The sequence below is a fragment of the Variovorax sp. W1I1 genome (assembly GCF_030815625.1).
GTDB lineage: Bacteria > Pseudomonadota > Gammaproteobacteria > Burkholderiales > Burkholderiaceae_C > Variovorax > Variovorax paradoxus_C.
Window position 1 is genome coordinate 6171739 of record NZ_JAUSWZ010000001.1, and the last position, 24855, is coordinate 6196593.

Consider the following 24855-nt stretch of genomic DNA (forward strand, 5'->3'; position numbering starts at 1 on the left):
GCGCTATAGAAAAAATAGCGAATGCGGCGCCTTGGGGCGTCTTGAATGCGCGGCATGCGCCTTGCAGGTGGTGTATCCCGGGCAATGCCCGAACCCATTGCCCCGATGCCGATCCGCCCCCTGAGCGCCCTGACCGCGCTGTTGCACGTCTACATCGCGCTGCGCCTCGTGCCTGCGCTGGCCACGCTCACGCCCGCGTGGCCGCTGGCGTTGCTGCTGCTCGCGGTGTCGGCGCTCACGATCCCGCTGCCTTTCGTCTCGCGCCGCATTGCGTCCAATGCCTCGATGGGCGAGGTGCTCAAGTGGGTCGGGCTGATCAGCATGGGCTGGTTCTCGTCGATGTTCGTGCTGACGCTGCTGCGCGATGCCGGCCTGCTGCTCGCCTGGCTGGCGGGCGCGCTGGGCTTGGTGCAGGTGCGCTGGAATGCGCTCTTGCCGTGGAGCGCGCTGGCGGTGCTGGCGATGGCCACGGGCACGTCGCTCGTCGGCTTCCTCAACGCGCGGCGCACGGCGAGCGTGAAACGCGTGGAGGTGCCGATCCGCGGGCTGCCGGCGGCGCTCGAGGGCTTCACGATCGCGCAACTGAGCGACATCCACGTCGGGCCGACGATCAGGAGCGCCTACATCCAGCGCATCGTCGACGCGGTGAACCGGCTGGGCGCCGACGCGATCGCGATCACCGGCGACCTCGTGGACGGCACCGTGCCCGAATTGCGCGAGCACATCGCGCCGCTCGCGGGACTGCGCGCGCGCCACGGCACCTTCGTCGTCACCGGCAATCACGAGTACTACGCGGGCGCGCATGCGTGGATCGACGAGCTGCGGCGGCTCGGCCTGAAAGTGCTGCTCAACGAGCACGTGGTGCTGCAGACGCGCAATGTGCGCGGCGCGCAGACCGATGAAGAACTCTTCGAAAGCGCGCTGGTGCTGGCCGGCGTGACCGACTTCACCGCCGGGCATTTCGACGCGTCGCATGCGAGCGATCCGCACCTGGCGCTGTTCGATGCGCCGCCGCTGGTGCACACGCGCGTGCTGCTGGCGCACCAGCCGCGCAGCGCGACGGTGGCGGCTGCGGCGGGCTACCAGCTTCAGCTGTCGGGCCACACGCACGGCGGGCAGTTCTTTCCGTGGAACCTGTTCGTGCCGATGCAGCAGCCCTTCACGGCCGGCCTGCACCGGCTGCACGACATGTGGATCTATGTGAGCCGGGGCACCGGCTACTGGGGGCCGCCGAAGCGCTTTGGCGCGCCTTCGGAAATCACGCTGCTGACCTTGGTGCCGGCTCGGCCCTGAGCCGGGCCTTTTCCTTTTTCAGGATTGCAGTTCGGCCAGCCGGCGCGCGTTGGACGTTGCGGCCGCGTGGATCGGCTTGAGCCCTTCGCGCGCGATGCGGACGGCAACGCCGGTGAACTGGCTGGCCGCGCTCGCCGTGCGGGCCGCCGTCTGCACGAACGCATCGCTGCGTGCGGCCGCCTGTGCGGGGGTGACGCTGCCGGCCATCGAGAAGAAGGCGGTCGTGCCCTGGAGCCATTGCTGCAGCGCCTTGTTGGCCAGCGAGAAATGGCTGCTGTGCCACTGCTTGACCATCGCCATGCCCGATTCGCTCGCCGCGGCGAGCTTCTCGTGCCCCATGAGCTGGAATTCCGCGAGATCGGCCGCGCTGGGCGTGAGGCCGGCTTTGGCGATTCGCTCGGTCCGCATGCGGATCACCGAGCCTGAGGACAGCAGCATCTCATTGGTCTTCTGAGCCAAATCGAGCCACTGCATGAGCGGATTGGCCAGACGGGCGGTGGAACTGAGAGATGACATGTGAGGGGCCAATGCGTGGGGGAGGAGAACCCACTATAGGCCTCGACCGTTTCGAATTGCTGCGGCGCAGCAATTTCAAACTGCATTCTTGTTGAACAAGTCCTACCTTCGGATGTGGAAATTACGTGCGACGGCACCGGGGCCCTGCGCTGGAAAGTAAACATGCGTTTTCTTCCGTTATCCGCACTGGACACCCATCACATGAAATCACATCCTTGCGCGCCCCTTCGGGCCGCCGTGTTCGCAGGCCTTTTCGGCTTGCTGGGCACGGCGGCCCATGCTTTTGGCGACGACACCCGCGGCTTCTACATCGACGGCGGCCATGCGCGGCACGGCGAGAAGGGCGACACCAACTCGGTCAGCGTCGGCATGACGGTGCCGTGGTCGTTCAACGAGAGGCGACCGGGAAGTCCGTTCTCCTCGTACCTCGACTTCTACATAAGCAACTGGCATGCGCGTCCCTTGGACGACGGCCCGCGCAATTTCGTCCAGATCGGCGCGATCTACACCTTGCGCTACCGCTTCGGCGACGGCGCGTCGCCCTGGTTCGCCGAAGGCGGCGTCGGCGCGACCTTGATGGACCATGTCTACCGCACGCCCGACCGCAGCTTCAGCACGGCCTTCCAGTTCACCGAGGTGCTCGGCATCGGGCGCAGCTTCGGCGACAACGGAGCGCATGAAGTCTCGCTGCGGGTGCAGCACGTTTCGAATGGCGGCATCAAGAAGCCCAACCCGGGCGAGACCTTCCTGCGCCTGCGCTACACCTATCACTTCTAGGCGCCGGGGGCGCGACCAGGCAAGCGACGACGGCGGCTGCGGCGCATGCGCATCTCGGTGACGAGGTAGGCGCCCAACGCAACCGCCAGCGGCAGCAGGTAATACAGGCCGCGATAGGCCAGCAGCGCACCCAGCAGCGTCGTCTCGGCCACCTGGTAGGACAGCAGCGCGACGAACACCGCTTCCAGCACGCCGAGTCCCGCCGGCACGTGCGTGACGACACCGGCCACCGCCGCCACCAGCAGCACCGCGAGCACATGCGGATAGCCGACCTGGCCCTGCAGCAGCAGCCAGATCACCCCGCCCATCAGCGACCAGTTCAGGCACGACATCGCGAGCTGCAGCAGCGCCATCGCGAGCCCCGGCGTCTTGAACGTGTGGCCGCGCACGCGCCACACGCGCCCCGCCGAGAAAGCGCACAGCGCGAGGTAGCCCACCGACAACGCCAGCAGCACGGCGCCGAGCACCCGCAGCCCGCCGCTGCCGATCTTCCATTCGGGCGGCAGCGCCATCGGCCAGAAAAAGAAAGCCGCGCCGGCCACCACCAGGTAGCCCAGCCAGTTGGTCAGCATGCTGAAGCCCAGCACGCGGGTGATGGTCGCGCTGCCCAGGCCCAGGCGCGAATAGAGCCGGTAGCGAAACGCCACGCCGCCGACCAGCGAGCCGAAGTTCAGGTTGAAGGCATAGCTGATGAAGGTCACGCCCATCACCGTGCCGGCGCCGAGCTTGTGCCGCGTGAGGTGCCGGCCGAGCAGGTCGTAGGTGCTGTAGAGCACGAAGCTGCTTGCGGCCAATGCGCCGGCTGCGAGCAGCGTGGCGGCGGGCAGCGCGCGGATCGCCTGGAACACCTCGCTCCAGTCGATGGCCCGCGCCTGGGTCACAAGCAGCCACGCGACGAGCCCGAAGAAGCCCCACACCACCACGCGGCGGGCCCAGGGCCACCAGGACTGGCGAGCGAGGGCCATCGTCGTGCTCATGCTTTTGCTCACGGACTCATGCCGCTTCCGTAGGCGTCGCGCCGCCGGTGTTGTTGCTGTTCTTCTCGTTCTTCTGCCGCTCGGCCAGATCGGTCGCCTCGGCCGGCGTCAGACGCGGCGCGTGGCGCGGCAGGCGGTCCAGCCATGCGGGATACCAGCGCAGGAAGTGAAAGATGAAGAAGCTGCGCACCAGCCGCCATCCGCTCCATTCGCTCGCGAGGTCTGTCGTTTCGATGCGCTTGCAGCTCTCCTGCATGAGCTGGTCCATGCGCTTCCACAGCACCTCGTTGAAGGCCTTGTCGCGCACCACCACGTTGGCTTCGAGATTGAGCGACAGGCTCAGCGGATCGAGGTTGCTCGAGCCGACCGTGCTCCAGCGGTCGTCCATCAGCGCGATCTTGCCGTGCAGCGGCCGGTCGCAGTACTCGTAGATGCGCACGCCCGCGTGCAGCAGGTGGTGGTACAGCATGCTCGCGGCCGTCTTCACGATCGGCATGTCGGGCTCGCCCTGCAGGATGAGCCGCACATCGACGCCGCGGCGCGCGGCGCGCCGCAGTTCCTTGATGAGCCGGTAGCCCGGAAAGAAATACGCGTTGGCGATCACGATGCGCTCGCGCGCCGCGCGGATCGCCGCGCGGTAGTGGCGCTCGATGTCGTTGGTGTGGCGGCGGTTGTCGCGTGTGACGAACATCGCGTCGGCTTCGCCGGCCGTAGTCTGGCGCACCGGCGGCGCCTGCTTGAGCCGGCGGCGAAACCACCCCGCGCCCTTGCCGCCGACGGCGATGGCGCGCAGCACGAACTGGTGGATCTCCGCGACGATCGGGCCCGCGAGTTCCACCGCCCAGTCCTGCTTGGCCTTCGGACCGAAGTCGAGCAGGTGGTCCGCGGAATAGTTGATGCCGCCGACGAAGGCGCGTTCGCCGTCGACCACCACGATCTTGCGGTGCATGCGGCGGAACACGTTGAGCCGCTGTCCCATGAAACGATGGCCGGGGTCGAACACCCGCACCTTCACGCCGACCGAGGTCAGGCCCTCGATGAACTCGCGTGAGAGGTCGGGCGAGCCGAAGCCGTCGATCATCAGGTCGACCTTGGCACCACGCTGCGCCGCTTCGCGCAGCGCCGCGTGCAGCCCGAGGCCGACCTTGTCCTCGAACAGGATGAAAGTCTCGACGATCACTTCGCGCTCTGCCGCGCGGATCGCATCGAACACGCGCGGAAAGAATTCCTCACCGTTCTCGAGCAGCTCGATGCGGTTCCCGCCGACCCAATGGTTGCCGTGGCTCATGGTGCGACCCGTCTCAAAGATCGATGTCCGCCACCAGCGGCGCGTGGTCCGACAGGTGCGACCACGGCCGGCGCGGCAGCACCACCGGGGCGTGCACGCCGGCGTTGCGCACATAGATGCGGTCCAGCGGCAGCAGGGGAAAACGCGAGGGAAAGGTCTTGGCGGCGCGACCATTCGCATGCACGAACACCTCGCGCAAGTCAGCGCCTTTTTCCAGCACCTCGTGCGCGCGGCCGCGCCAATCGTTGAAGTCGCCCGCAACGATCAGCGGCGCATCGGCCGGCACTTCGTCGCGCACGATGTGGCAGAGCAGTTCGAGCTGCTGCTGGCGATGCGCTTCGGCCAGCCCCAGGTGCGCGCAGATCACATGCACATCGACCGTGCGGCCCGGCAGGCGCAGCACGCAGTGCAGGAGGCCGCGCTTCTCGGGCCCGCTCACCGACACATCGTGGTTGCGGAAATGCACGATCGGAAACTTCGACAGCACCGCGTTGCCGTGGTGGCCCTTCGGGTACACGGCGTTGCGGCCATAGGCGAACTGCGGCCACATGGTGTCGGCCAGGAATTCGTAGTGCGGCGCGTCCGGCCAATTGCTCACCTTGCGCGAATGGCGCGAGTGCGTGCCCAGCACTTCCTGCAGGAAGACCACGTCGGCGCCCACCGTGCGCACCGCGTCGCGCAATTCGGGAAGGATGAACTTGCGGTTGAGCGCGGTGAAGCCCTTGTGGGTGTTCACCGTCATGACCTTCAGCGAGGTCGGCGCAGGCGCGGCGGCCACGGTTGGAATCGGGGAGGAAGACATCGGTTCTGGCGTTGTACGTTGCCGCGCCGGGCCTGCCTGTAGGAACGCGCCACCTTCTTCCGTGCCTTTCGCGCGCGGGCGGCGGGCTCCTACAGCCGGGCCTGCCCGACCCCGACACGCCCGGCGCAAAGCGCCTCCTACGGTGATTTCAGGGCTGTGAAAAAGGCAGCCCAAGGTTCTCCATCCATCACTCTCAAGAGACAAGCAAAAGGAACTCACCATGAAGCAGCAGACCACTATTTTTCGAGGCGCGGTGCTTGCCGCGCTGATGGCCGCGGCCGGCGGCGCGATGGCCCAGGCGACGTCGATTCCCGCACAGCCCGATCCGTCGGTGGGCGGCCAGGCCAGCACGATGACGCCGGCGGGCGTGGCCAATCCACCGCAGCGCCCCGACAACTCGATGCCCGCCTCCCGCGAGGCCGTGAAGGCGGAGGCACGCGTGCAGAACCGCAACAACGCCAACAGCATGGTGCCCAAGGGCGAAGCGACGACCACGGTCAACCACCAGCCCAACGCAATGCCGCGGCCGACCGGGGAGCAGTCGCGTGCCGAAGTGAGCCAGCAGGCCCGCAAGGTCAAGCCGCAATTCGGCGAGAGGGGCGAGCGCCCGGAAGTGCCGACCAATCCAACGGAAAAGACCGGCACGCCGAAGTAAGCAGGCGGCCCAACTGAACGGAAAAAGCCCGCAGCGCACAAGGCGCTGCGGGCTTTTTCTCAGAGGCCGCCGTCACCGGCGGCCGACTGCTCAGCTCTTGACGGGCGCTGCGTCGCGCTTGCCGTCGTGGCCGCGGTGACCGTCATGGCCCCGGTGGCCGTGACCGCCGGCATGCACCGTTTCGGCATCGAAGGTCTTCTTCTGGTCAGCCGACAGCGCGGCGTAGAAGGTCTTCGTGGCTTCGGCGCGCTTGGCGAACATCGCGCTGCGCTCGGCCTGACGGGTCTGCATGCGTTCCAGGCGCTCGGGCGTGGTCAGCTTGGCGAACTCGGCGCGGTCCATGCGCTGCGGGCGGGCACCGGCCGGCGGCTGGTTGGCCGTGGTGTAGGTGGTCCACGCGCTTTCCTGGGCGGCGGTCAGCTTGAGCTTGTCCTTCAGCGCGGCGAGGCGCTTGGCACGGTGCTCCTTCATGCGCTCCATGCGCTGGGCCGGGTCCATGCGCTTGTGCTGCGCCTTGGGGGCGGCGGTGGTGTCGGCCTGGGCCACGGCAGCGGCGGGCGCCGCGGGCGTGGTGGTTGCGGCCGGCGCTTGAGCGAAGGCACCCGAAGAGGCGAGGGCTGCGGAGCCCAGGAGGCTGGCCCAGACGATGCGTTGGCGAAGAGAAATCATGAAAAGTGCTTCCTTTCGAAGAAGCCCGCCACCGAGGGGCAGCAGGTGAAGCGAAGTGTGGAAGACCTCTGTATCGCCTCCGTTAGCCCGGCGTGAGCTTGCGTAAAGAATGATGAATCGCACGCGCATCGCTGCGCTGTGCGACGCCGCTTATTTGGGCCGCGGCTGCTTCAGGCCCCGGTCCGGCGACTGCAGCTTTCCGGCGCGCAGTTCGCCGACCGCGCGGGCAACGGCACGCGCGACATTGCGCACTTCTTCCTGCACGTCGGTGTCTTCGTCCAGCGCATCGTGGCTGGTGGCATACGGTTCGTAGTACCCGATGTAGCGGTCCAGCCGCGCTTGCGCGCCCGCGTCGACGAGCCCCATCCAGTCGAGCCAGTCGGTGAGGTTGCGGCGCACGCTCTCGACGCCGGCCACGTCGCCGTGCACCACGACGCCATAGACGCGGCCCTCCAGGTGCTTGGGATAGCCCCAACCCTCGAGCTCGAGCGCCTTGGCTTCTTCGGGTTTCTTGCCGTGCGTGCTCGTGGGGTCGGGGTTGCCGCCGTCCGCACAGACCAGGCGATCGATCATCAGCTTGAGGGGACTGGTGGCCTGGTACCAGTGCGTGGGCGTGAGCAGGATCACGCCGTGCGCAGCAACCCAGCGTTCGTAGATCTCGTTCATCCAGTCGCCGGTCTGGCGCAGCGAATGGTTGGGATAGCAACTGCAGGGCCAGTGGCACAGTGGCATGGCGGTCGAGACGCAGCCCTTGCAGGGATGGATGTGCCGGCCGTACTCCGAGGTGAGATGGCTCAGGTCGAGCACGTCGGCTTCGACGCCGCTGCCTTCGAGCACCTCGCGCGCCAGTTCGGTCAGGCGCCATGTCTTGGAGATTTCGCCGGGACAGGTGCCGTCGTTGCGCGGCGAGCCGTTCACCAGCAGCACGCGCGAGCGCGTCTGCGGCTGGCCCCAGACAGCCTGCGCTGCATCGATGCGCGCCTTGGCTTCGAGCCAGTCCACCGACAGGTCGTAGTCGGGGTCCGCATAGCCGGGCCCGGCCTTGCGCGTGACCGGCGCCTTGCGGCCTTCTTGGTACGCCTCCCACGCAATCAGTTCGATGCGCTGGAGCGAATCGGACTCGGCCTTGAACGCCGGGTCCTGGAACGGCTGCATGAAGCGGTCGTGGAACTGGGCGCGCTGCAGCGTCTCGGGCGCCTGTCCTTTGCGGATCGTGGGGGGCATGGCCGGAATCTATGCGGCCGCGCGCCGGCACAGAACCACGCGCGATGCCGACTTCCGGTAGGCGCGCGACTACAGATCAGCTCCGCTCAACTCAGCCGAGCTGGCCGTTCTGGAAGTCGTGCACGGCCTGTTTCACTTCCTCCTGCGTGTTCATCACGAACGGCCCGTACTGCGCGATGGGTTCGTGCAGCGGCCGGCCCGCGATGAGCAGCGCGCGCGCCGGGCTGTGGTTGGTGGCGCCCGCGCGCAGCAACACGCCGTCGCTGCTGGCGTCGTTGGCGAGGATCGCCATGCGGCGCGTCGGCACTTCGCTCCCGGCGATCCAGAGCGATTCGCGGAACACGTAGACCAGCACGTTGTGGTCCGCCGGCAGCGGCTGCGCGAACTCGGCGCCGGGCGGCAGCGTGATGTCCAGGTAGAGCGGCTCGGTGTGCGCGCGCAGCACCGCGCCTTCGATGCCGTGGCTGGTGCCGGCGATCACCCGCACGTGCACGCCTTCGGCGGTGGTGTATTCGGGAATCTCCTCGCTCTGGATGTCGCGATACCAGGGCTCGCGCATCTTGTCCTTGGCCGGCAGGTTGAGCCAGAGCTGGAAGCCTTCCATGAGGCCTTCTTCCTGCTCGGGCAGCTCGCTGTGCACGAGGCCGCGGCCGGCGGTCATCCATTGCACGCCGCCGTTCTCGAGCAGGCCTTCGTGGCCCGCACTGTCGCGGTGGCGCATGCGGCCCGCGATCATGTAGGTGACGGTTTCGAAGCCCCGGTGCGGATGGTTCGGAAAGCCGCCGATGTAGTCGCCCTGGTTGTCGCTGCCGAAGGCATCGAGCATCAGGTACGGATCGAGCCGTTTCTGCAGCGGCTGCTGCAGCACGCGGGTGAGCTTGACGCCGTCCCCGTCGCTGGTGGAGACACCGGCCACGATGTGGTCGAGGCCGCGGGGCGTGGCGACGGGTTCGGTGGGGTGGTTGGCGTTCTTGGTCATGCGGCCCATGGTGTCACCAACCCGCTGACCGCACCACCGGTGGGGATGAGCGCAGGCTCCGCGGGAACGATCAAGGGCGCAAGGCCCGCCGCCCGCTCACGCGTGCTCTTCTCCAAACCAGTTGCCATGAAAGCCGACCGGCACGCGGTGCGGCAGCGACACCGTGCAGACCGGGCCCTTCGCGAGCGCGCGGGCATCGAAGATCACGAGATCGCTGGTGTTCGTCGCGCCGCGCCACACGGTCGCGAGCAGCCAGCCGTCGCCTTCTTCCGCATCGGGCGAGCGGGGGACGAAGACGCCTTCGGACACCACTTCGGGCGCGGGGAACATGTACATGTCGCGCTCGGTCCCGGGTTTGGCGTGGTCGATGTGGGCCAGGCCTGCATAGAGGCGCGGCGGCCCGCCAGACGTCGTTTCCGCATGGCACGTGTACCAGCCGTGGCGGTAGGGCAGGCCGGCGAAGCGGTCGTCGATGCGCGGGAATTCGCCCGGGACGTCCGCAATCCGCGTCTGCGTGAATTCGCGCGACGGGTTCGACAGGTCGAACTGCCAGCGCACCAGCCAGCTCTGCGGCGTGATCTCGCTGGCGGGCGAGCCGTCGGGCTTGGGAAAGAGGGGCGGCGTCGCGAACTGCATCACGTCGGCGAACAGGCTGCCGTCGGCCTCCCAGGCGTTCATGACGTGGAACGCATAGCAGCTCGGGCCGCGCCACCAGACGATGTCGGCCGTGCCGCCGTCGCGCGGCATCAGGCCGACGCGGGTGCCGTAGTCGGGTTCCCAGGCATAGGGCGGGCGGCCGCTCTGGGCGCGCTCCATGCTGGCGGTGAGCGGCATGACGGGGAACATCACGTGGCGGTCGGTCGCCATGAAGTCGTGGACCATGCTGGCGTAGGGCGCCTCGAAATGTTCGAAGCGCGTCACGCGGCCCTCGCGCGAGATCACGCCGAAGCTCATGCTGTTGGACAGCTTCGCCGGCGTGCCGTAGCCGAAGAACAGCAACTCGCCGGTGCGCGGATCGGTCTTCGGGTGGGCGGTGAAGGCGCCGCTCAGCGCGCCGTCGAAATCGGTGGCGCCGAGGGTGGCGAGCGTGGGTAGCTCGAAGCCGATCGGCAGATGCGCCTCCTCGAGCGCCAGCAGCCGGCCGGCGTGGGCGATCACGTTGGTGTTGCCGGTGCCGTCGTGCGTGGGCGGAGGTCCGTCGCTGACCCTCGCCTTCTGGAAGCTGCTGGTCAGGTCCCGCCCTTCGGTGGCGGCGCGCCAGAGATCGGTGCGCAGCCAGCGGTTGCGGTAGTGCACCTGCCCATCAGCCAGGGTGAACGAATGCAGCATGCCGTCGCCCGCGAACCAGTGCGCCTTGGGGTCGGGCACCACCGGATTCGGGCCATTGCGCACCAGCGTGCCCCGAAGGCCTTCGGGCAAGACGCCCTGCAGCGGCAGCGGCCCGAGTTCCGTTTCGAAGTCGATCGGCGCCATGTTGGGCGGCGGGGCGTTGCGAGGCAGGGTGGCATCGTTCATCGGGGGCTCCTGGGTTCGAAGGGAGATCGCCCGATATCTTGCGGCATCCGCGCTCGGCTTCGAACCCGGCAAAACAGCCAGGGAAGAGCCGGGCCGTTTTTTCGTGAAACACCTCGGAACCGACTCTGCCGGGCCACAGGTATTGCCCCGGCAGGGGAAAGGCGACGCAGCACGAAGTGCGCGCGGCCTCGGGACGAAACTTACCTAGGCCACTGCTGGCGTTGCCAGTAGCGGTATTGCCAATGCGTTTGAAAGCCGGCGCGCCGGTAAAGCGAGAGCGCCGGATGATTCTGCGCATCGACCTGCAGGAATACGCGCTCGAAACCCTTCGTCAGTGCCGCTTGAGCGAGCCCCGCCAGCACGCGCCCCGCGAGGCCCCGGCCACGGTGCGCCTTGTCGGTCCGCATGCCGTGCACGCTGGCCCAGCCGTGTCCGAAAGCCATCGCGCCCGCGGCCACCGTGCGGCCGTTCTCGCGCACGCTGGCATAGAGCGAGCCCTTGGCGCGGGCCAGCGCGCGCACGCGATGCGCGCCATCTACTGGATCGAATCCCTCGCCGAGGAACAGCGCCGCCCAGGCGTCGTCGGGTGCGCGATCGACATCGGCCAATGCGCCAGCACCCGCACCGGTTCCCGCAGCCGCGACCTGCCGCATCTCCCGCACCGTTCCGATCTGCACGCAGGTGGGGTGGTCTTCGACGTAGTGCCGCCGCTCCAGCTCGGCCCGCAAGCTGTCGAAGCAGTCGGCGTCAGCCAGCCGCAGCGCCGGCACGACCTGGCGGCTGTCGTAGCGGTCCTCGATGCGATCGAGCGTGCCGGCGTCCACCGCGCTGCGGTGCAGGGGAACCGCCGATCGCGCGCGCTTGACGGTGCCGCCGTCGAAGGGCAGCAGCCAACCGTCCAGCTCTTCGGACGCTTCGGGCGACACCGCCGCGACGGTGGCGCGCTCGATGGCTTCGATGTCGGCAACGCTCGGCATTGAGCTCATTGTGTGTTGGCCTCCGGGGCGACGTACTTGGCCGCCGCCACGCTCTTGAGCAGCGCCTCCCGCTGATTGCGGCTGATGCCGCGCACGCTGTCGGCGACCCACTTGGTGCGGTCGGGATCGATGCGTCCGTCGCGCCGCCATTGCTCGAGCACGGCCTGCGGCTTGTGCAGCATCGCGGCGAGCCAGACGGCCTGTGCGGGCTCCAGCGTGCGCGCGCTGCGCTTGAAGTAGCGCCGCGCCGCCGCCTCGGCGCCGCAGAGGTTGCCGCCCCAGGGCGCGTTGTCGAGATACAGCTGCAGGATGCGGGCCTTGCCCAGCGTCTGTTCCATCTCGACCGCATAGAGCATTTCGCGCAGCTTGCGCTCGGCCGTGCGGTCGCTGCCGGTCACCAGCAGCTTGGCGAGCTGCTGCGTGAGCGTGCTGCCGCCGCGCTTGGTCTGGCCTTCCTTCTGGTTGTTGTCGATCGACGCGAGGATCTCGGTGATGTCGTAGCCCGCGTGCGTGAAAAAGCGCTGGTCTTCGGCCGCGATGACGGCGCGCGCCAGCCAGCTGTCGTTGGCCAGCTTGGCGGACGGGCCGCAACTGGTGCGCGCCCCGAGCATCGCCTCGGTGCCGAGCCCCTCGACGGTGAACTGGCTGATGACGGGCTGCACCGCGAACGTGGCTTCGGGCAGCACCATCTGGGCGCTCACGGCGAGCGTGCCGCCGATGCGCGCGCGCTGCAGCTCGGGCAGCGCGGGCACCAGCACCGCGTACCAGCGCGCGATGGGCGCATCCTGGACCTTGGCGCTCAAGTGCAGGTTCTTGGGGGCGAGGCGGCCTTCCCATGTGCCCTGGAGCATCTCCGTCTCGGTGGTCCCGGGCGTGGCTTCGAACGTGCCGGTCAGCGTGTTGCCGTCGCGCCGCACGGTGGCGACCAGGCGCTCGACCTTGATCGGCTGCGTGCCGAGCGCCGGCACCTCGACGCTGCAGGGCTCGCAGCGCAGCTCCTGCAGGCCGGCCGCCTCTTTCCAGCTGAAGCGCACGGTGCCGAAACGGGTGTCGAGCGAATGGCCGTCCAGTCGCGGCGCGAACCAGGGCGAAGTGGCCAGGCGCATCGCCGTCGGGACACCGATCTCGAAGTTGAGCGGACCCGCCTTCACCGGCGTGCTCCATTCGCCCGCCGCCGGTGCCAGCGCGATCTTGACTATCAAAAAGATAGCTACAAGCGCTGTCAACACAAGGGCCAGCAGCCCGAAAAGCACAAATCGCAGGGTCTTCTTCACAAACACGTTCTCACATCGGTCTCGCCACCGTGACGGCTTGCCACGGACCGGTCGACTGTCCACTGGCCGCCGACCAATACCAGGCTGAAGTGTCGGTGAAAGCCGTGCCTTGGGCATCGACGATGCGCTCGCAAACGCGGATCTTTTGCGCGCCGTGCCGTTGCGCAACAAAACAGCGCCACAAACGTGCCTCCGCATCGCGTTCGAGGCGTGCCTGTTCGATGCGGTAGCCCAGCGCGCGGTAGCAGTCCGCGGCCGGATGGAGCATGCGCGTGGGCTGTTTCACCTCGCGCATCACGAGCGTCTGGGTGCCGTCGGTCATGCGGCCGATGGCGCCGGGGAAGCGGTCGGCGAAGCGCTGCTCGACCTCGCTCAATGCGAGTGGGCGCAATGGAACGCCGTCCCACTGGCTCGGCCACTCGTGCGATGCGGCCATCGCTTCAGGGGCAGCCGGTGCCCGCAGCGCCGCAGCAGTCGACCAAAGCATGCACAGCAGCATCGCTAACGCAAAGGCTGTCTTGTGGCCGATGCGGTTGATGAAATGGTTGGCGAACCAGCGCTCAAAGAACGGTGTCGACATGGCGGCCTCCTTGCGTGGTGATCAGGCCCGGAACGGGGTGGTCGGCGGGTTCCGGCATGGCGCGCGCAGGCACCATCAGGCGGCCGATGCAGCCGCACACGGCCGCCAGCACAACGAGGCCCAGCGCGTTGTGCGCCCACGGCGCCAGCGCGTGGCCCGTGCCTTCGAAGGCGATCAGCACGCTGTTGCGCACGATGTTGCCGGCCAGCACCAGCACGCCGACCATCGGCAGGCGCCGCAGGAACGCCTTGTCGCTGCGGCGCGCCCACAGCGCGACGGCACAGGCGGTGAAGTAGCCCAGCCACACCATCTGCACGCCGGAGCAGGGCGCATCGACGATCACCAGGCGGCCGTCCACCATCAGGCTCGTGCCCTCGCGCGCCACGTCGAAGCCCGGCGCGAGCAGCCAGCGGCTGGCCTCCGCCGTCAACACGCGCAGCGGATAGCCCGCATAGAACTGCAGCGATGACAACAGCGGCAGCGCGAGCACCGCGAGACCCGTCACCGGCAATGCAGCCACGCGCCTCGGCAGAAAAGCCAGCAGGCCGCAGGCCAGTGCCAGCACCGCCACCAGTCCCGCTGCCAGCGGCGGCAGCGCCGGCATGACGCCGAGCCCCGAGCGCAGTACCGTGGCGAGCACGGTGCCTGCCCCCGCGAGCGCCAGCCAGCCCAGCCGCGGGGAAGCGCGCAATTCACGCCGGCATTGCCAGGCCAATGCAGCCAGTGCGACCAATGCCACGAGGCCCAGCGGATCGTCGGAGCCGTCGCGCATACGCTGGACCATCCACGCCCAGGTGGGCGCGAGCGCGGCGAACTGCAGCCCGAGCCAGCCGGCGGCCGGCGTGCGGTCGATGTGAATGCCCCAATCCACGATGCGCGGATGACGGTGGGCGAGCGTTGCCAGAGACATGTTGTTCTTCCCGCGGCTTCAGGAGGTGAACCGGCGCGCGTCGTTGCGGCGCGCACGGCGGCGCAGCATGGCGAGCATCGAGAGCACGACGGCGAGGGCGCCGAGCGTTTCGGGCTCGGGCGTGCTGGGCACCTCGGCACCCAGTGCCAGGTCGCTCACGCCTTGCGGCATCGGCAGCGGCTGGTTCACATCCACGCTGTTCTGCGGCGCCGGGTTGCGCACCACCTTGTCGACCGCGATGAAGCTCGTGTACTGCGTGAGCAGGCTGTACTTCAGGCCCAGTTCGGTGATGCGCTCCTTGAAGGCCGCGCTGCCTTCGAGCGATTCCTGGTCGCTCAGGCTCTGGATGCGATGGCGTGCCCACAGCGTGCGCAGCGCGGCGGTGTCCAGGCGCGTGCGGTCGTCGATGCGCACTTCCTGGCGGTACGGGCCGCTGGCGCTCCGGCCTTCGATGATCACGCGGCCTTTGGCCTCGCCACGCCACTTGCCGAACACGATTACCGGGCGTTCGCCGAGCACGTCGGGCAGGGCTTGCGGTTCCACGTCGTACACGTCGAGACCGCCGAAAGTGGCCTTCACGCTGGTGAGCACCGGCGACTCCACCATGCGGCGAAAGCGCGCGGCCTGCTCGGGCGCCTGCACCGGGTCGGTGATGATGAACGGCTCGCCCATGCCGGCACGTGCGATGCCTTCCATCAGGCTGCGATTCACCGAAGAGCCGATGCCGAAGGCGAACACGTTGGCTTTGGAGAGGTTGCTGCGCACCAGGTCGAAGGCTTCGCGCTCGACCGTCACGTAGCCGTCGGTCACCACGACCACGGTGCGCGACACGTTCTCTTCCTTCGGTTCGGCATAGACGCGCTTCAAAGCCGGAATCAGCTCGGTGCTGCCGCTGCCGCTGTAGTTCTTGATCGTCGCGAGCGCCTGCTCGATGTTGGCGCGCGTGGCCGGCACCGACTTCGGCGAGAGCATCTTGTTGCTGCCCGAGAACAGCAGCACGTTGAAGGTGTCGCTCGGGCGCAGGCCGCCGATCAGGCGTTCGAGCACCGTCTTGGCCGTGTCCAGCGGAAAGCCGTGCATCGAGCCCGAGATGTCGACCACGAAGATGTAGTCGCGCGGAGAGATCGCGCTGGCGGCCACGGCCTTGGGCGGCTCGATCATCGCGAGGAAGAAGTTCTCGGCGTTCTCACCCTGGCCCTTGTAGAGCATCAGGCCCGATTCGATTTTTTCACCAGCGAGGCGGTAGTCGAGCACGAAGTCGCGGTTGTCGGCAGGGCGCCCATCGGCCGTGAGCGTGATGTCGGCGTGCTGGTCCTCGTCGCTCTTCTTCACGTCGATGGCGTGGGTGGTCGAGCGCACTTCCTTCAGGCCCATCGGCGTGTCGATGGTGGCCTTCAGCTTGAAGCTGGTGCTCGGCGCGACGCCTGCGTGCAGCGTGGGTTGTGAAGCCCACTTGGCTTGCGCGTTGTCCGATTGCGGGCTGTTGTAGCGGGGGCCGACCACGGTCGGGAACACGAACTCGTAGTTGCCCGATTGCGGCACCAGGAGCTCGGTGTAGCGCAGCTCCACCTTCACATCGTCGCCCGGCAGGATATTGGCGACGTTCATCTGGAACACGTTGGGCAGGTGCTGCTCGAGCAGTGCGGCGGTCTTGCCTTCTTTCTTGGCGGTGTCGTATTCGATCTGCGCCTGTTGCTTCTCGCGGATCTGCGCGGTGATCAGGCGATCGGCCAACCGGACGTTGAGGCCGCTCACGGCAGCCTTGGTCGAACCGGGGAACACGTACTTGGCCTCGATCGCGCGCTGGCCTTCGTTGCGGTAGGTCTGCGTGACCGTGACATCGGCGATGACGCCCGAGATCTTCACGGCGACCTCGGTGCCCTTGAGCGGCAGGCGATCGACCGAAGGGTCGTCGCTCTTGACGAAGAAGTACGGGCTTTCTGTCTTGAGTCTTGGCCCGGCGGGCGCTTCTTGCGCATGCACCGGGCGCACGCCCATGGCGATGAAGCCCGCGGTCGCCAGGCTCACGGTGGCGAGCCAGAGCCAGCGGCCGGGACGTGGGGTGGTGGTGGCATCCATGGCGGGGGGTCCTTGTCCGTGCGAACTTGCACGGACGCAACTTTCTCTGCCGCACGAGAAGGCAGTTGGAAGGCTCTTTGAAGTCGCCGGCCACGAACGCCGCGCTGTGTGAAGCCTGTGTGAAGTGACCCGGCACCGGTGCTTCACACAAGCTTCGGGTCGCGCAGGGAGCATCGCCGCTTCGCTACAGACGAGGAGAAAAACCATGCTTCAGTTTCTGAAGGCACTTCAGACATCCGTGCTGGCCAAGGTGGCCGGCCTGTTCTTCCTGACGTTGCTGCTTTGCATTCCGCTCGCGGAGATCGACTCGATCAACAACGCACGCGGCGAGAGCCAGCGCGAAGCCGCCCAGGAACTCGCCGCCACCTATGCCAGCAGCCAGACCATGATCGGCCCGCTGTTGCTGGTTCCGTATGTCGAGCGCTGGATGGAGCCGCTGCGCGATGCGCAAGGCAAGGTGATCGGCCAGGAGCAGCGCAGCAAGGAAATGGTCCACGCGGTGTTTCCCGACAAGCTGCACATCGAAGGCTCGATGACGCCGCAGGAGCGGTATCGCGGCATCTTCAAGATTCCGTTCTACACACTCAACGCCACGCTGACCGGCGGCTTCACGGCCTTCGACCCCAAGGTCCTGCCTCACAGCGAAAACGATTCGAAAATCGAGTTCAAGGCGGCTTTCATTGCCTTCAACGTGAGCGACCTGCGCGGCCTCGACGGTTCGCCGGCGCTGGTGATGGGCGGCGAGGCACTGCGTTTCAAGCAGCGCGTGCCGGGCCTTGCCGACAACGCCTGGTTCGCCGATGGCATCCACGCGCCGGTCACCGGTGCCGCACTCGCTGCATGGCAGGCCAACACGCCACTCGCCTTCGAGATGAAGCTCGGCCTCGTCGGCCAGGACACCCTCGCGATCGCGCCCATCGCCGACGACACCACCGCACACCTCACCTCGCCCTGGGCGCACCCCAGCTTCGGTGGCCGCTTTCTCGCGGCGCAGCGCAACGTGACGCCGCAGGGCTTCGATGCGCAATGGCGCATCTCGTCGCTGGTGACCTCGGCGCGCGAACAGGTGCGCGCCGGACTCTCCGGCCGCGTCGATGGCAACGATGCAGCCGCAGTGGCAACGGCAAGCAGCGCGCGCCCGCAGCGCAACCTCGGTCCGCTGCAGACCTTCGACGTGTCGCTCGCGCAGCCGATCAACGTCTATTCGATGAGCACGCGCGCCGGCAAGTACGGCGTGCTCTTCATCGGCCTGGTGCTGATGGCGGCCTTCATGTTCGAGCTCTTCCGCAAGCTGCGCCTGCACCCGATCCAGTACGGCCTGGTCGGCCTTTCGATCGCGCTGTTCTTTCTTTTGCTGCTCGCGCTGTCCGAGAAGTTCGCGTTCTGGATCGCCTATGCGGCTGCAGCCAGCGCCAGCGTTGCACTGCTTGCCGTGTACTTCAGCGCCGTGCTCGGTGGCTGGAAACGCGGCCTGTCGTTCGGTGCCTTCATCGCGCTGTTGTATGGCGCGCTCTATGGGCTGCTCGCCTCCGAAAGCAATGCGCTGCTGCTCGGTGCGCTGCTGATCTTCGGCATGCTGGCCACGCTGATGCTGGTGACTCGCAAGGTCGACTGGTATGCACTGTCGCGCCGCGCGGAACCCACAGCACCCGCTGCACAAGGCGCATGAAATTCCTGCGATCCGCGCTCGGCGCCCTGGGCTGGCTGGCCCTGGCAGCGCTGTGGTTCTGGGCCTGGCACCTGAAGGACCCGCATCTGCGCTTCGTGCGTGCATGGGAGTTGCCGATGTTGCTGAGTGCGCTGGGCGTAAGCGCGGTGATTGCATGGCGCTTCGGGCGTCGCGCGCTACGGCCCGTGTCGCTCGGCCTGGTGTTCGCGGCGCTGCTCACGGCCCTCGGCAACGAAGCGGCGAGCCTGCATCACCGTGCCGCAGTGCCCGCCTCATCCGGCCCCGTGGCGCGGATGCTCGGCGCGCACTTCGTGGTCGGCTACGACGATGCGAAGGACCTGCACGAACTCGCACGCAAGGGCTTGATCGGCGGCGTGTTCATCACCGGCCGCAACGTGAAAGGACGCACGGCCATCGAACTGCGCAAGGAGATCGATGATCTGCAGGCCTTGCGCCGCGAAGCCGGCCTGCCAGCGCTGATCGTCGCGACAGATCAGGAGGGCGGCGCCGTGTCCCGCCTCTTGCCGTTGATCGAACGGCAGCCCGGCCTCTCCACGCTCATCGACGCCGACGTGCCCGAAGCCGAACTTGCACAGCGCGCCCGCGCCTACGGCGCGCAACAAGGCCGCTCGCTCGCCGCGCTCGGCATCACGCTCAACTTCAGTCCCGTGGTCGATCTGCGTACCGGCCGCGCGCCCGGCCGATGGGATCTGCACACCCGCATCGACGAGCGCGCCATCTCGGCCGACCCCGCACTCACCACGCAGGTGGCGCTCGCTTACGAGCAAGGCCTCGAGTCGGCTGGCGTGCGCGGCACGCTCAAGCACTTTCCCGGACTCGGCGGCGTGACCGAAGACACGCATCACGTCGCCGCAACGCTGCGTACGCCCGTCGCTCGACTTGCAACACATGACTGGAAGCCGTTTCAAGACGTGTCGAAAAACTCGAACGCCGCGATCATGCTCGCCCATGTGGTCGTTCCGGAACTCGATGCGGTCTATCCGGCCTCTTTCTCGCGCAAAATCGTGCAGCAGCTGATTCGCGGCGAGTGGGGCTTTCAGGGCCTGCTCGTCACCGACGATCTGACGATGGGCGCGGCCTACAACCGCGGGCTGTGCGATGCCACGGTCCGCGCCCTCGATGCCGGTGTGGACCTGGTGTTGATCGCCTTCGACCACGACAAGTATTTCGACGCCATGCATTGCGCGCAGCAAGCCGCGCAGCGCGGCGCACTCGACCTGCCGATGCTGGAACGCAGCGGCGCCCGCCGGCTCCAACCCATTCGCTAGCCACTTTCTCTATGTTCAAACGTTCAAGCTCCTCCCGATCCGACGACGGCGCCACGCCGGACGAACGCAACGCCCGCTGGAAACGCATCGGCAAATGGAGCGCCATCGTGGCGGGCTCCGGCGCACTGGTGGCGCTGGTCGCATCCATCGTCGTGGTGGTCGCCGTCTATCCGAAGCTGCCCGACATTTCCGAGCTCGCCGACTACCGGCCCAAGCTGCCGCTGCGCGTGTACTCGACCGAAGGCACGCTGATCGGCGAGTTCGGCGAAGAGCGCCGCAACCTCACGCCCTTCGCGAGCATTCCCAAGATCATGAAAGATGCCGTGCTCGCCGTGGAAGACGCGCGCTTCTACGACCACGGCGGCGTCGACTACAAGGGCTTCATGCGCGCCGCGGTGGCCAGCCTGAAGGGTGGACGCAAGCAGGGCGCCTCGACCATCACGATGCAGGTGGCGCGCAACGTCTACCTGAGCTCGGAGCGCACGCTCAGCCGCAAGACCTACGAGATCATGCTGGCCTTCCGGCTCGAGCAGCAGCTCACGAAGGACCAGATCCTCGAGATCTACTTGAACCAGATTTATCTCGGCAATCGCGCCTACGGTTTTGCCGCTGCGTCGGAAGCGTATTTCGGCAAGCCCCTGCAGAACGTGACGATCGCCGAAGCCGCGATGCTCGCCGGTTTGCCGAAGGCGCCGGGTGCGAACAACCCGGTGGCCAACCCGCGCCGTGCGCGCGCGCGCCAGCTCTACGTGATCGACCGCATGCAGGAGACCGGCTTCATCACCGCCGAACAGGCAGCCGAAGCCAAGAAGGAAGAACTGCATCTGCGCGACGCGGCCGACCCGAACCGCCTGCATGCCGAATACGTCGCCGAAACCGTGCGGCAAATGATGTACGCGCAGTACGGCGACAGCATCTACACCAGCGGCATGAAGGTCTACACCTCGCTGGTCGCGGCCGACCAGGCAGCGGCCTACAAGTCGCTGCGCAAGGGCATCATGGATTACGAGCGGCGCCAGGTTTATCGCGGGCCCGAGAAGTTCGTCGACCTGCCGACCGAGCAGAAGGAAGTCGATGAGGCCGTGGACGACGCACTCGCCGAGCATCCCGACAACGGCGACGTGATCGCGGCTGTCGTGCTCGATGCCAACGCGAAGGAAATCAGCGCGGTGCGCGCCAACGGCGAAGCGATCCAGATCACCGGCGAGGGCTTGAAGCCCGCGCAGTCGGGCCTCGCAGCCAAGGCACCGCCCAACATCAAGATCCGCCGCGGCGCGGTGATCCGCGTGGCGAAGACACCGAAGGGCACCTGGGAGATCACGCAGTTGCCCGAAGTGGAAGGCGCCTTCATCGCGATGGACCCGCGCAGCGGCGCGATCAAGGCGCTGGTGGGTGGTTTCGATTTCGGCAAGAACAAGTTCAACCACGTCACGCAGGCCTGGCGCCAGCCGGGTTCGAGCTTCAAGCCCTTCATCTATTCGGCCGCGCTCGAAAAGGGCTTCACCCCCGCCACCGTGGTGAACGATGCGCCGCTGTATTTCGATGCTGCCGCCAACGGCGGCCAGCCGTGGGAGCCGAAGAATTTCGAAGGCACGTACGAAGGCCCGATGCCGTTGCGCACCGCGTTGATGAAATCCAAGAACCTGGTGACGCTGCGCGTGCTGCAGTCGATCGGCGCGCCCTATGCGCAGGACTGGGTCACCAAGTTCGGCTTCGACAAGGACAAGCAGCCCGCCAACCTGCCGATGGGCCTGGGCGCCGGGTCGGTCACGCCGATGCAGATGGCGGTGGGCTACTCGGTGTTCGCCAACGGCGGCTACCGCGTCAATCCATACCTGGTCACCCGCATCACCGACATGAAGGACAAGGTCATCATGGAAACCGAGGCACCGGTGCTCGACGAAGCACGGCGCGCCATCCCCGCGCGCAATGCCTTCGTCATGGATTCGCTGCTGCAAAGCGTGGTGAAGGGCGGCACCGCGTTCAAGGCGCACCAGGCCCTGAAGCGCGACGACCTCTACGGCAAGACCGGCACCACCAACGATTCCTTCGACACCTGGTTTGCGGGCTTCCAGCCCACGCGCGTGGGCATCGCCTGGATCGGCTACGACACGCCGCGCCAGCTCGGCGTGCGCGGCGAAACCGGCGGCAGCCTGAGCCTGCCGATCTGGATCGGCTACATGCAATCGGCGCTGCAGGGCGTGCCGGTCACGCAGCCGACTGCACCGCCGGGCGTGGTGAGCATCGACGGCGAGTGGTACTTCGACGACTTCACGCCGGGGCACAACGTGGCGAGCCTGGGCCTGGAGAACGCCGAGCAGGCGCCACCGCCGGTGGAAGAACTCACCGGCGCGCCGATCGGGGCACCGCCGCCGCCTGAAGAACGCAACCGCATCCTCGATTTCTTCAGGTAAACGCTGACCGAAGGGGACGGCACCGGGTCTCTACACTCGGTGCCGTCCCTTTTTTTCTTTGGCCGAACGCATTCATTCATGGAAATCCTCACGCTGGTGGCGCTGCTTCTTGTCGGCGCCTACATCCTCAAGTCCAGAGACCAGCGCCAGCGCATCGCGCTGCTGGGCAGCCACCTCGGCCAGTACCAGATCGAGAAGCTCATGGAGAGCCTGACCCAGGGCTACCTCCGCTGCCTCGGCGAAGACGACCCCGAGCGCCGCCAGCAGATCTGGAGCCTGCTCGACACCACCGAGGAAAAGCTCTCGTCGCAGTTCGACAGCTTCGCCGCCGGGTTCGCGCGCCTTCCCGAAGCGGACACGCGCGTGAGCAAGCTGCCCATCGCCATTCCGTACGCGCACAAGCTGTTCCCGGCAGCGACCTTCGACCTGCGCGAAGCACTGAACATCCACGCACGCGGCATCGCCGGCGTGATGAAGAACGCATCGAACCGCCCGGCCAAGTCCAAGGCCTTCACCATGTCTGCCGAGTTGTTCCTGATGCAGCACACCTGCCACTGGTTCTGCAAATCGAAGACGGTGGCGTCGGCGCGCATGCTGGCGCGGCACCAGACGTCGTACGAGCAGCTGCTCGATGCGGTGAGTCCCGAGACGCGCCGCGCCTACGGCACCCTGACGGGTCAGTGATGTGACAACAACGGCAGCGTGAGCGTGGCCACCGCGCCGCCGCGCGTCGCATTGCCCAGTTCGATGCGCCCACGGTGCAGCGCTGCGATTTCCTTGACGAACGCGAGCCCCAGCCCCGTGCTTTTCTTCTGGTTGTGCGGCCGCGCGAGCGAATAGAACTTCTGAAAGACTTTTTCCTGCGCGTAGTCCGGAATGCCAGGGCCGTGGTCGCGCACGCTCACCCGCGCGAGCTTCGCCGTGGTCTCCAATGTCAGCAGCACTTCGCTGTCGGGCGGTGAAAAATCGATCGCGTTGTCCAGCAGGTTGCTGATTGCGCGGCGCAACAAGAACGGGTCGCCCTCGGTGCTGGCTTCGGTGCGGATGTTCACCAGCAGGCGAATGTTCCGCTTGGCCGCCGCGGGCTGCGCGCTGATGGCGATGTCGTCGATCAGCGAAGCCAGCGGTACGGGCTCGGTGCGCTCCAGCGCGCGCCGCGTTTCGAGCGCTGTGAGCTCCATCATGCGGTCGACGATTTCCTGGATGCGCTGCGTCTCGCGTTCGATGTTCTTCAGGAACCGCTCGCGCTCCGCATGCGGCATCGACGGCTCCTGCAGCAGCTCGGCCGCGCCGCGAATCGCCGAGAGCGGACTCTTCACTTCGTGCGTGAAGGTCTGCACGTAGTCGGCGACGTAGTTGCGGCCCGTCAGTGCATCGCGCATTTCGCTGAAGCCGGTGCGCACCGCATCGACCGCGCGCCGCGCCATGCGCGAAAAGCTCAAGGTGCGCTGCGCGCGCACCCAGGTCCAGTAGTCAGAAATCAGCCCGAAGGGCCGCACCAGCCAGACCGAGACGATCACCGCCAGCAGCAACAGCGCCAGGCCCGAACCCACGCCCACCCACAGCGTGCGGGCGCGCGCGTCTTCCACGAACTGGCCGAAGCTCTGCACCGGCTTGCCGACGCTGACCATGCCGACGATCTCGTTGTTCCAGCGGATCGGCGCGCCCACGTACATCACCGAAGTGCGCGGATCGCCGTCGACATCGCGCGAGGTGCGCGCGCCATAAAGGCCGGCGAGCGTGCGGCTCACGTCGCTCCATTGCGAGTAGTCGGCGCCCAGGTGCCTGCCGAGCGAATCGAACATCACGCGGCCGCTGCGGTCGGTGACGTACACGCGCAGTTCCACCTGGCTCTTGTGCAGGTTGTAGATCTGCGCGGAGAACTCGCGCGCGTAGACGGTGCGGAACAGGGGCTCCAGTCGCCCGGTGTTGATGGCGCCCGCGATCACGTCCTGCTCGACGAGGCTGGCCATGAGCTGCGAGGTCTCGACCAGCGATTCTTCTGCCGATTCGCGGTAGCGCGGATCGATGTCCGACACCACGCGGTAAAGCAAAAAGGCGATGCCCGCCGTGTAGATCAGCAGGATGCCGATGAAGATCCGCGTGCGCCGAGTCACGAAGCCTTGGCCGGCAATTCTTCGTTCAAGGCGTAGCCAGTGCCGCGCAGCGTGCGGATCGGCTCCACATCGGGTGCCACCGCCTTGAGCTTGGCGCGCAGGGTCTTGATGTGCGCATCGACCGTGCGGTCGAAGCTGTCGCTCGCATCGTCCCAGACGTGTTCCAGCAATTCGTCGCGGGTGAAAACGCGGCCCGGCCGCTGCACCAGCAGCCGCAGCAAGCCGTATTCGTAGCGCGAGAGCTCCAGAAGCCGGCCGTAATAGCGGATCTGCATGCGCTCGTTGTCGAGCGCGAAGGGCATTGGCGGGGTCTGTGGGGCCGTTGGCGGCGCTGGCGGCGAAATTTGAGGGGGTACCCCGTTTCCGGGTCCTGCGGCCGTTCCGGGGCCTCCAGGGCTGTTGCGCGTGCTGCGCCGCAGGATCGTTCGGACCCGCGCGACCAGTTCGCGCGGCGAAAACGGCTTGGCGATGTAGTCGTCGGCGCCCAGTTCCAGGCCCACCACGCGGTCGATTTCGTCGCTGCGCGCCGTGAGAAACAGCATCGGGACCTCCGGCCCGCCCTGCGACTGGTTCAGCGCTCTCAGGCGCTTGAAGAGCTCGAAACCGTTGAGATCGGGCAGGCCGATGTCCAGGATGGCCAGCGCGGGCGGCTCCTCTGCGAACTGCGCGATGGCCTCTTCGGCGGTGGCGCACCAGACCGGCGTGAAGCCGTCGCTCTTCAGGACGTATTGCAGCGTGTCGGCGATGCCCGATTCGTCTTCGGCGATCAGGATCCGGGGTTTGAAGCTCATCCGCGAATGTTAGCGAGGGCAAAGAAGGACGGCGGGCCCGCTTTCCCGTCCGAGGCGCCG

Annotated in this window: 22 protein-coding genes; 7 read left to right on the top strand and 15 right to left on the bottom strand. The window is 67.2% G+C overall.

All coding sequences use genetic code 11. From position 1 onward, the window contains the following. The first annotated feature begins 45 nt into the window (after positions 1-45). On the top strand, positions 46-1293 hold the full coding sequence (locus QFZ83_RS28705) for a metallophosphoesterase (protein ID WP_307511782.1): 1248 nt from the start codon (positions 46-48) through the stop codon (positions 1291-1293). An 18-nt stretch (positions 1294-1311) separates the two neighbouring features. On the opposite strand, the gene QFZ83_RS28710 is transcribed toward QFZ83_RS28705, so the two are convergent. Further along, positions 1312-1809, bottom strand: coding sequence for a polyhydroxyalkanoate granule-associated phasin (locus QFZ83_RS28710; RefSeq protein WP_307511783.1), 498 nt, complete (start codon positions 1807-1809; stop codon positions 1312-1314). A gap of 201 nt (positions 1810-2010) precedes the next feature. Between QFZ83_RS28710 and QFZ83_RS28715 the strand changes: the two genes are divergently transcribed. Then, positions 2011-2586, top strand: coding sequence for an acyloxyacyl hydrolase (locus QFZ83_RS28715; protein WP_306881337.1), 576 nt, complete (start codon positions 2011-2013; stop codon positions 2584-2586). On the opposite strand, the gene QFZ83_RS28720 is transcribed toward QFZ83_RS28715, so the two are convergent. Genes QFZ83_RS28720 through QFZ83_RS28730 form a run of 3 tightly spaced genes read right to left on the bottom strand, consistent with a single transcriptional unit; the run spans position 2583 to position 5653 of the window. Continuing rightward, positions 2583-3563, bottom strand: coding sequence for a lysylphosphatidylglycerol synthase domain-containing protein (locus QFZ83_RS28720; protein WP_307511784.1), 981 nt, complete (start codon positions 3561-3563; stop codon positions 2583-2585). The genes QFZ83_RS28715 and QFZ83_RS28720 overlap by 4 nt on opposite strands. A 16-nt stretch (positions 3564-3579) precedes the next feature. Then, a complete protein-coding gene (gene clsB / locus QFZ83_RS28725; RefSeq protein WP_307511786.1) occupies positions 3580-4851 on the bottom strand; it encodes a cardiolipin synthase ClsB in 1272 nt (423 codons plus the stop codon). 13 nt (positions 4852-4864) lie between these two features. Then, positions 4865-5653: an endonuclease/exonuclease/phosphatase family protein gene (locus QFZ83_RS28730; RefSeq protein WP_307511787.1), complete on the bottom strand. Its 789-nt coding sequence runs from the start codon at positions 5651-5653 to the stop codon at positions 4865-4867. A 220-nt stretch (positions 5654-5873) separates the two neighbouring features. On the opposite strand from QFZ83_RS28730, the gene QFZ83_RS28735 reads away from it, so the two are divergent. Continuing rightward, a complete protein-coding gene (locus tag QFZ83_RS28735) occupies positions 5874-6308 on the top strand; it encodes a serine/threonine protein kinase (protein WP_306881341.1) in 435 nt (144 codons plus the stop codon). 90 nt (positions 6309-6398) lie between these two features. Here QFZ83_RS28735 and QFZ83_RS28740 read toward each other — a convergent pair whose 3' ends face one another. From QFZ83_RS28740 to QFZ83_RS28780, 9 genes are all read right to left on the bottom strand, one after another. After that, positions 6399-6977, bottom strand: a complete 579-nt coding sequence (locus QFZ83_RS28740; protein WP_306881342.1) for a Spy/CpxP family protein refolding chaperone — start codon at positions 6975-6977, stop codon at positions 6399-6401. A 150-nt stretch (positions 6978-7127) separates the two neighbouring features. Beyond that, complete coding sequence (locus QFZ83_RS28745) at positions 7128-8201, bottom strand: flavodoxin family protein (RefSeq protein WP_306881343.1); 1074 nt, start codon at positions 8199-8201, stop codon at positions 7128-7130. 91 nt (positions 8202-8292) lie between these two features. Next, a complete protein-coding gene (locus QFZ83_RS28750) occupies positions 8293-9189 on the bottom strand; it encodes a pirin family protein (protein ID WP_307511788.1) in 897 nt (298 codons plus the stop codon). Positions 9190-9276: 87 nt separating this feature from the next. Next, complete coding sequence (locus tag QFZ83_RS28755) at positions 9277-10695, bottom strand: carotenoid oxygenase family protein (RefSeq protein ID WP_307511789.1); 1419 nt, start codon at positions 10693-10695, stop codon at positions 9277-9279. Between the two features lie 200 nt (positions 10696-10895). Beyond that, positions 10896-11681 (bottom strand): GNAT family N-acetyltransferase, encoded by a 786-nt coding sequence (locus tag QFZ83_RS28760; protein ID WP_306881346.1) that lies wholly within the window; start codon positions 11679-11681, stop codon positions 10896-10898. Next, positions 11678-12874: a biosynthetic peptidoglycan transglycosylase gene (locus QFZ83_RS28765; RefSeq protein WP_307511791.1), complete on the bottom strand. Its 1197-nt coding sequence runs from the start codon at positions 12872-12874 to the stop codon at positions 11678-11680. The genes QFZ83_RS28760 and QFZ83_RS28765 overlap by 4 nt, the downstream gene beginning before the upstream one ends. 82 nt (positions 12875-12956) lie before the next feature. Beyond that, on the bottom strand, positions 12957-13526 hold the full coding sequence (locus tag QFZ83_RS28770; RefSeq protein ID WP_307511793.1) for a hypothetical protein: 570 nt from the start codon (positions 13524-13526) through the stop codon (positions 12957-12959). Then, positions 13507-14436, bottom strand: coding sequence for an exosortase Q (gene xrtQ / locus QFZ83_RS28775; protein WP_307511795.1), 930 nt, complete (start codon positions 14434-14436; stop codon positions 13507-13509). Before xrtQ ends, QFZ83_RS28770 begins: the two co-directional genes overlap by 20 nt. An 18-nt stretch (positions 14437-14454) precedes the next feature. Then, the gene (locus QFZ83_RS28780) at positions 14455-16515 is read right to left on the bottom strand and encodes a VIT and VWA domain-containing protein (protein ID WP_307511797.1); all 2061 of its coding nucleotides are present in this window, start codon (positions 16513-16515) and stop codon (positions 14455-14457) included. A gap of 205 nt (positions 16516-16720) precedes the next feature. Between QFZ83_RS28780 and creD the strand changes: the two genes are divergently transcribed. The 4 genes from creD (at position 16721) to QFZ83_RS28800 (ending at position 22571) form a co-directional block, all read left to right on the top strand. Beyond that, entirely contained in the window at positions 16721-18184 is a 1464-nt protein-coding gene (creD, locus tag QFZ83_RS28785) for a cell envelope integrity protein CreD (protein ID WP_307511798.1), read from the top strand. Then, positions 18181-19473 (top strand): glycoside hydrolase family 3 N-terminal domain-containing protein, encoded by a 1293-nt coding sequence (locus tag QFZ83_RS28790; protein WP_307511800.1) that lies wholly within the window; start codon positions 18181-18183, stop codon positions 19471-19473. Before creD ends, QFZ83_RS28790 begins: the two co-directional genes overlap by 4 nt. A gap of 11 nt (positions 19474-19484) precedes the next feature. Next, entirely contained in the window at positions 19485-21887 is a 2403-nt protein-coding gene (locus QFZ83_RS28795; protein ID WP_307511803.1) for a penicillin-binding protein 1A, read from the top strand. A 78-nt stretch (positions 21888-21965) separates the two neighbouring features. Continuing rightward, a complete protein-coding gene (locus QFZ83_RS28800) occupies positions 21966-22571 on the top strand; it encodes a hypothetical protein (RefSeq protein WP_307511805.1) in 606 nt (201 codons plus the stop codon). Here the strand turns inward: QFZ83_RS28800 and creC are convergent. Beyond that, the gene (creC, locus tag QFZ83_RS28805) at positions 22565-24004 is read right to left on the bottom strand and encodes a two-component system sensor histidine kinase CreC (RefSeq protein ID WP_307511807.1); all 1440 of its coding nucleotides are present in this window, start codon (positions 24002-24004) and stop codon (positions 22565-22567) included. The genes QFZ83_RS28800 and creC overlap by 7 nt on opposite strands. Beyond that, positions 24001-24795 (bottom strand): two-component system response regulator CreB, encoded by a 795-nt coding sequence (creB, locus tag QFZ83_RS28810; RefSeq protein WP_013538499.1) that lies wholly within the window; start codon positions 24793-24795, stop codon positions 24001-24003. The genes creC and creB overlap by 4 nt, the downstream gene beginning before the upstream one ends. Between the last annotated feature and the right edge of the window lie 60 nt (positions 24796-24855).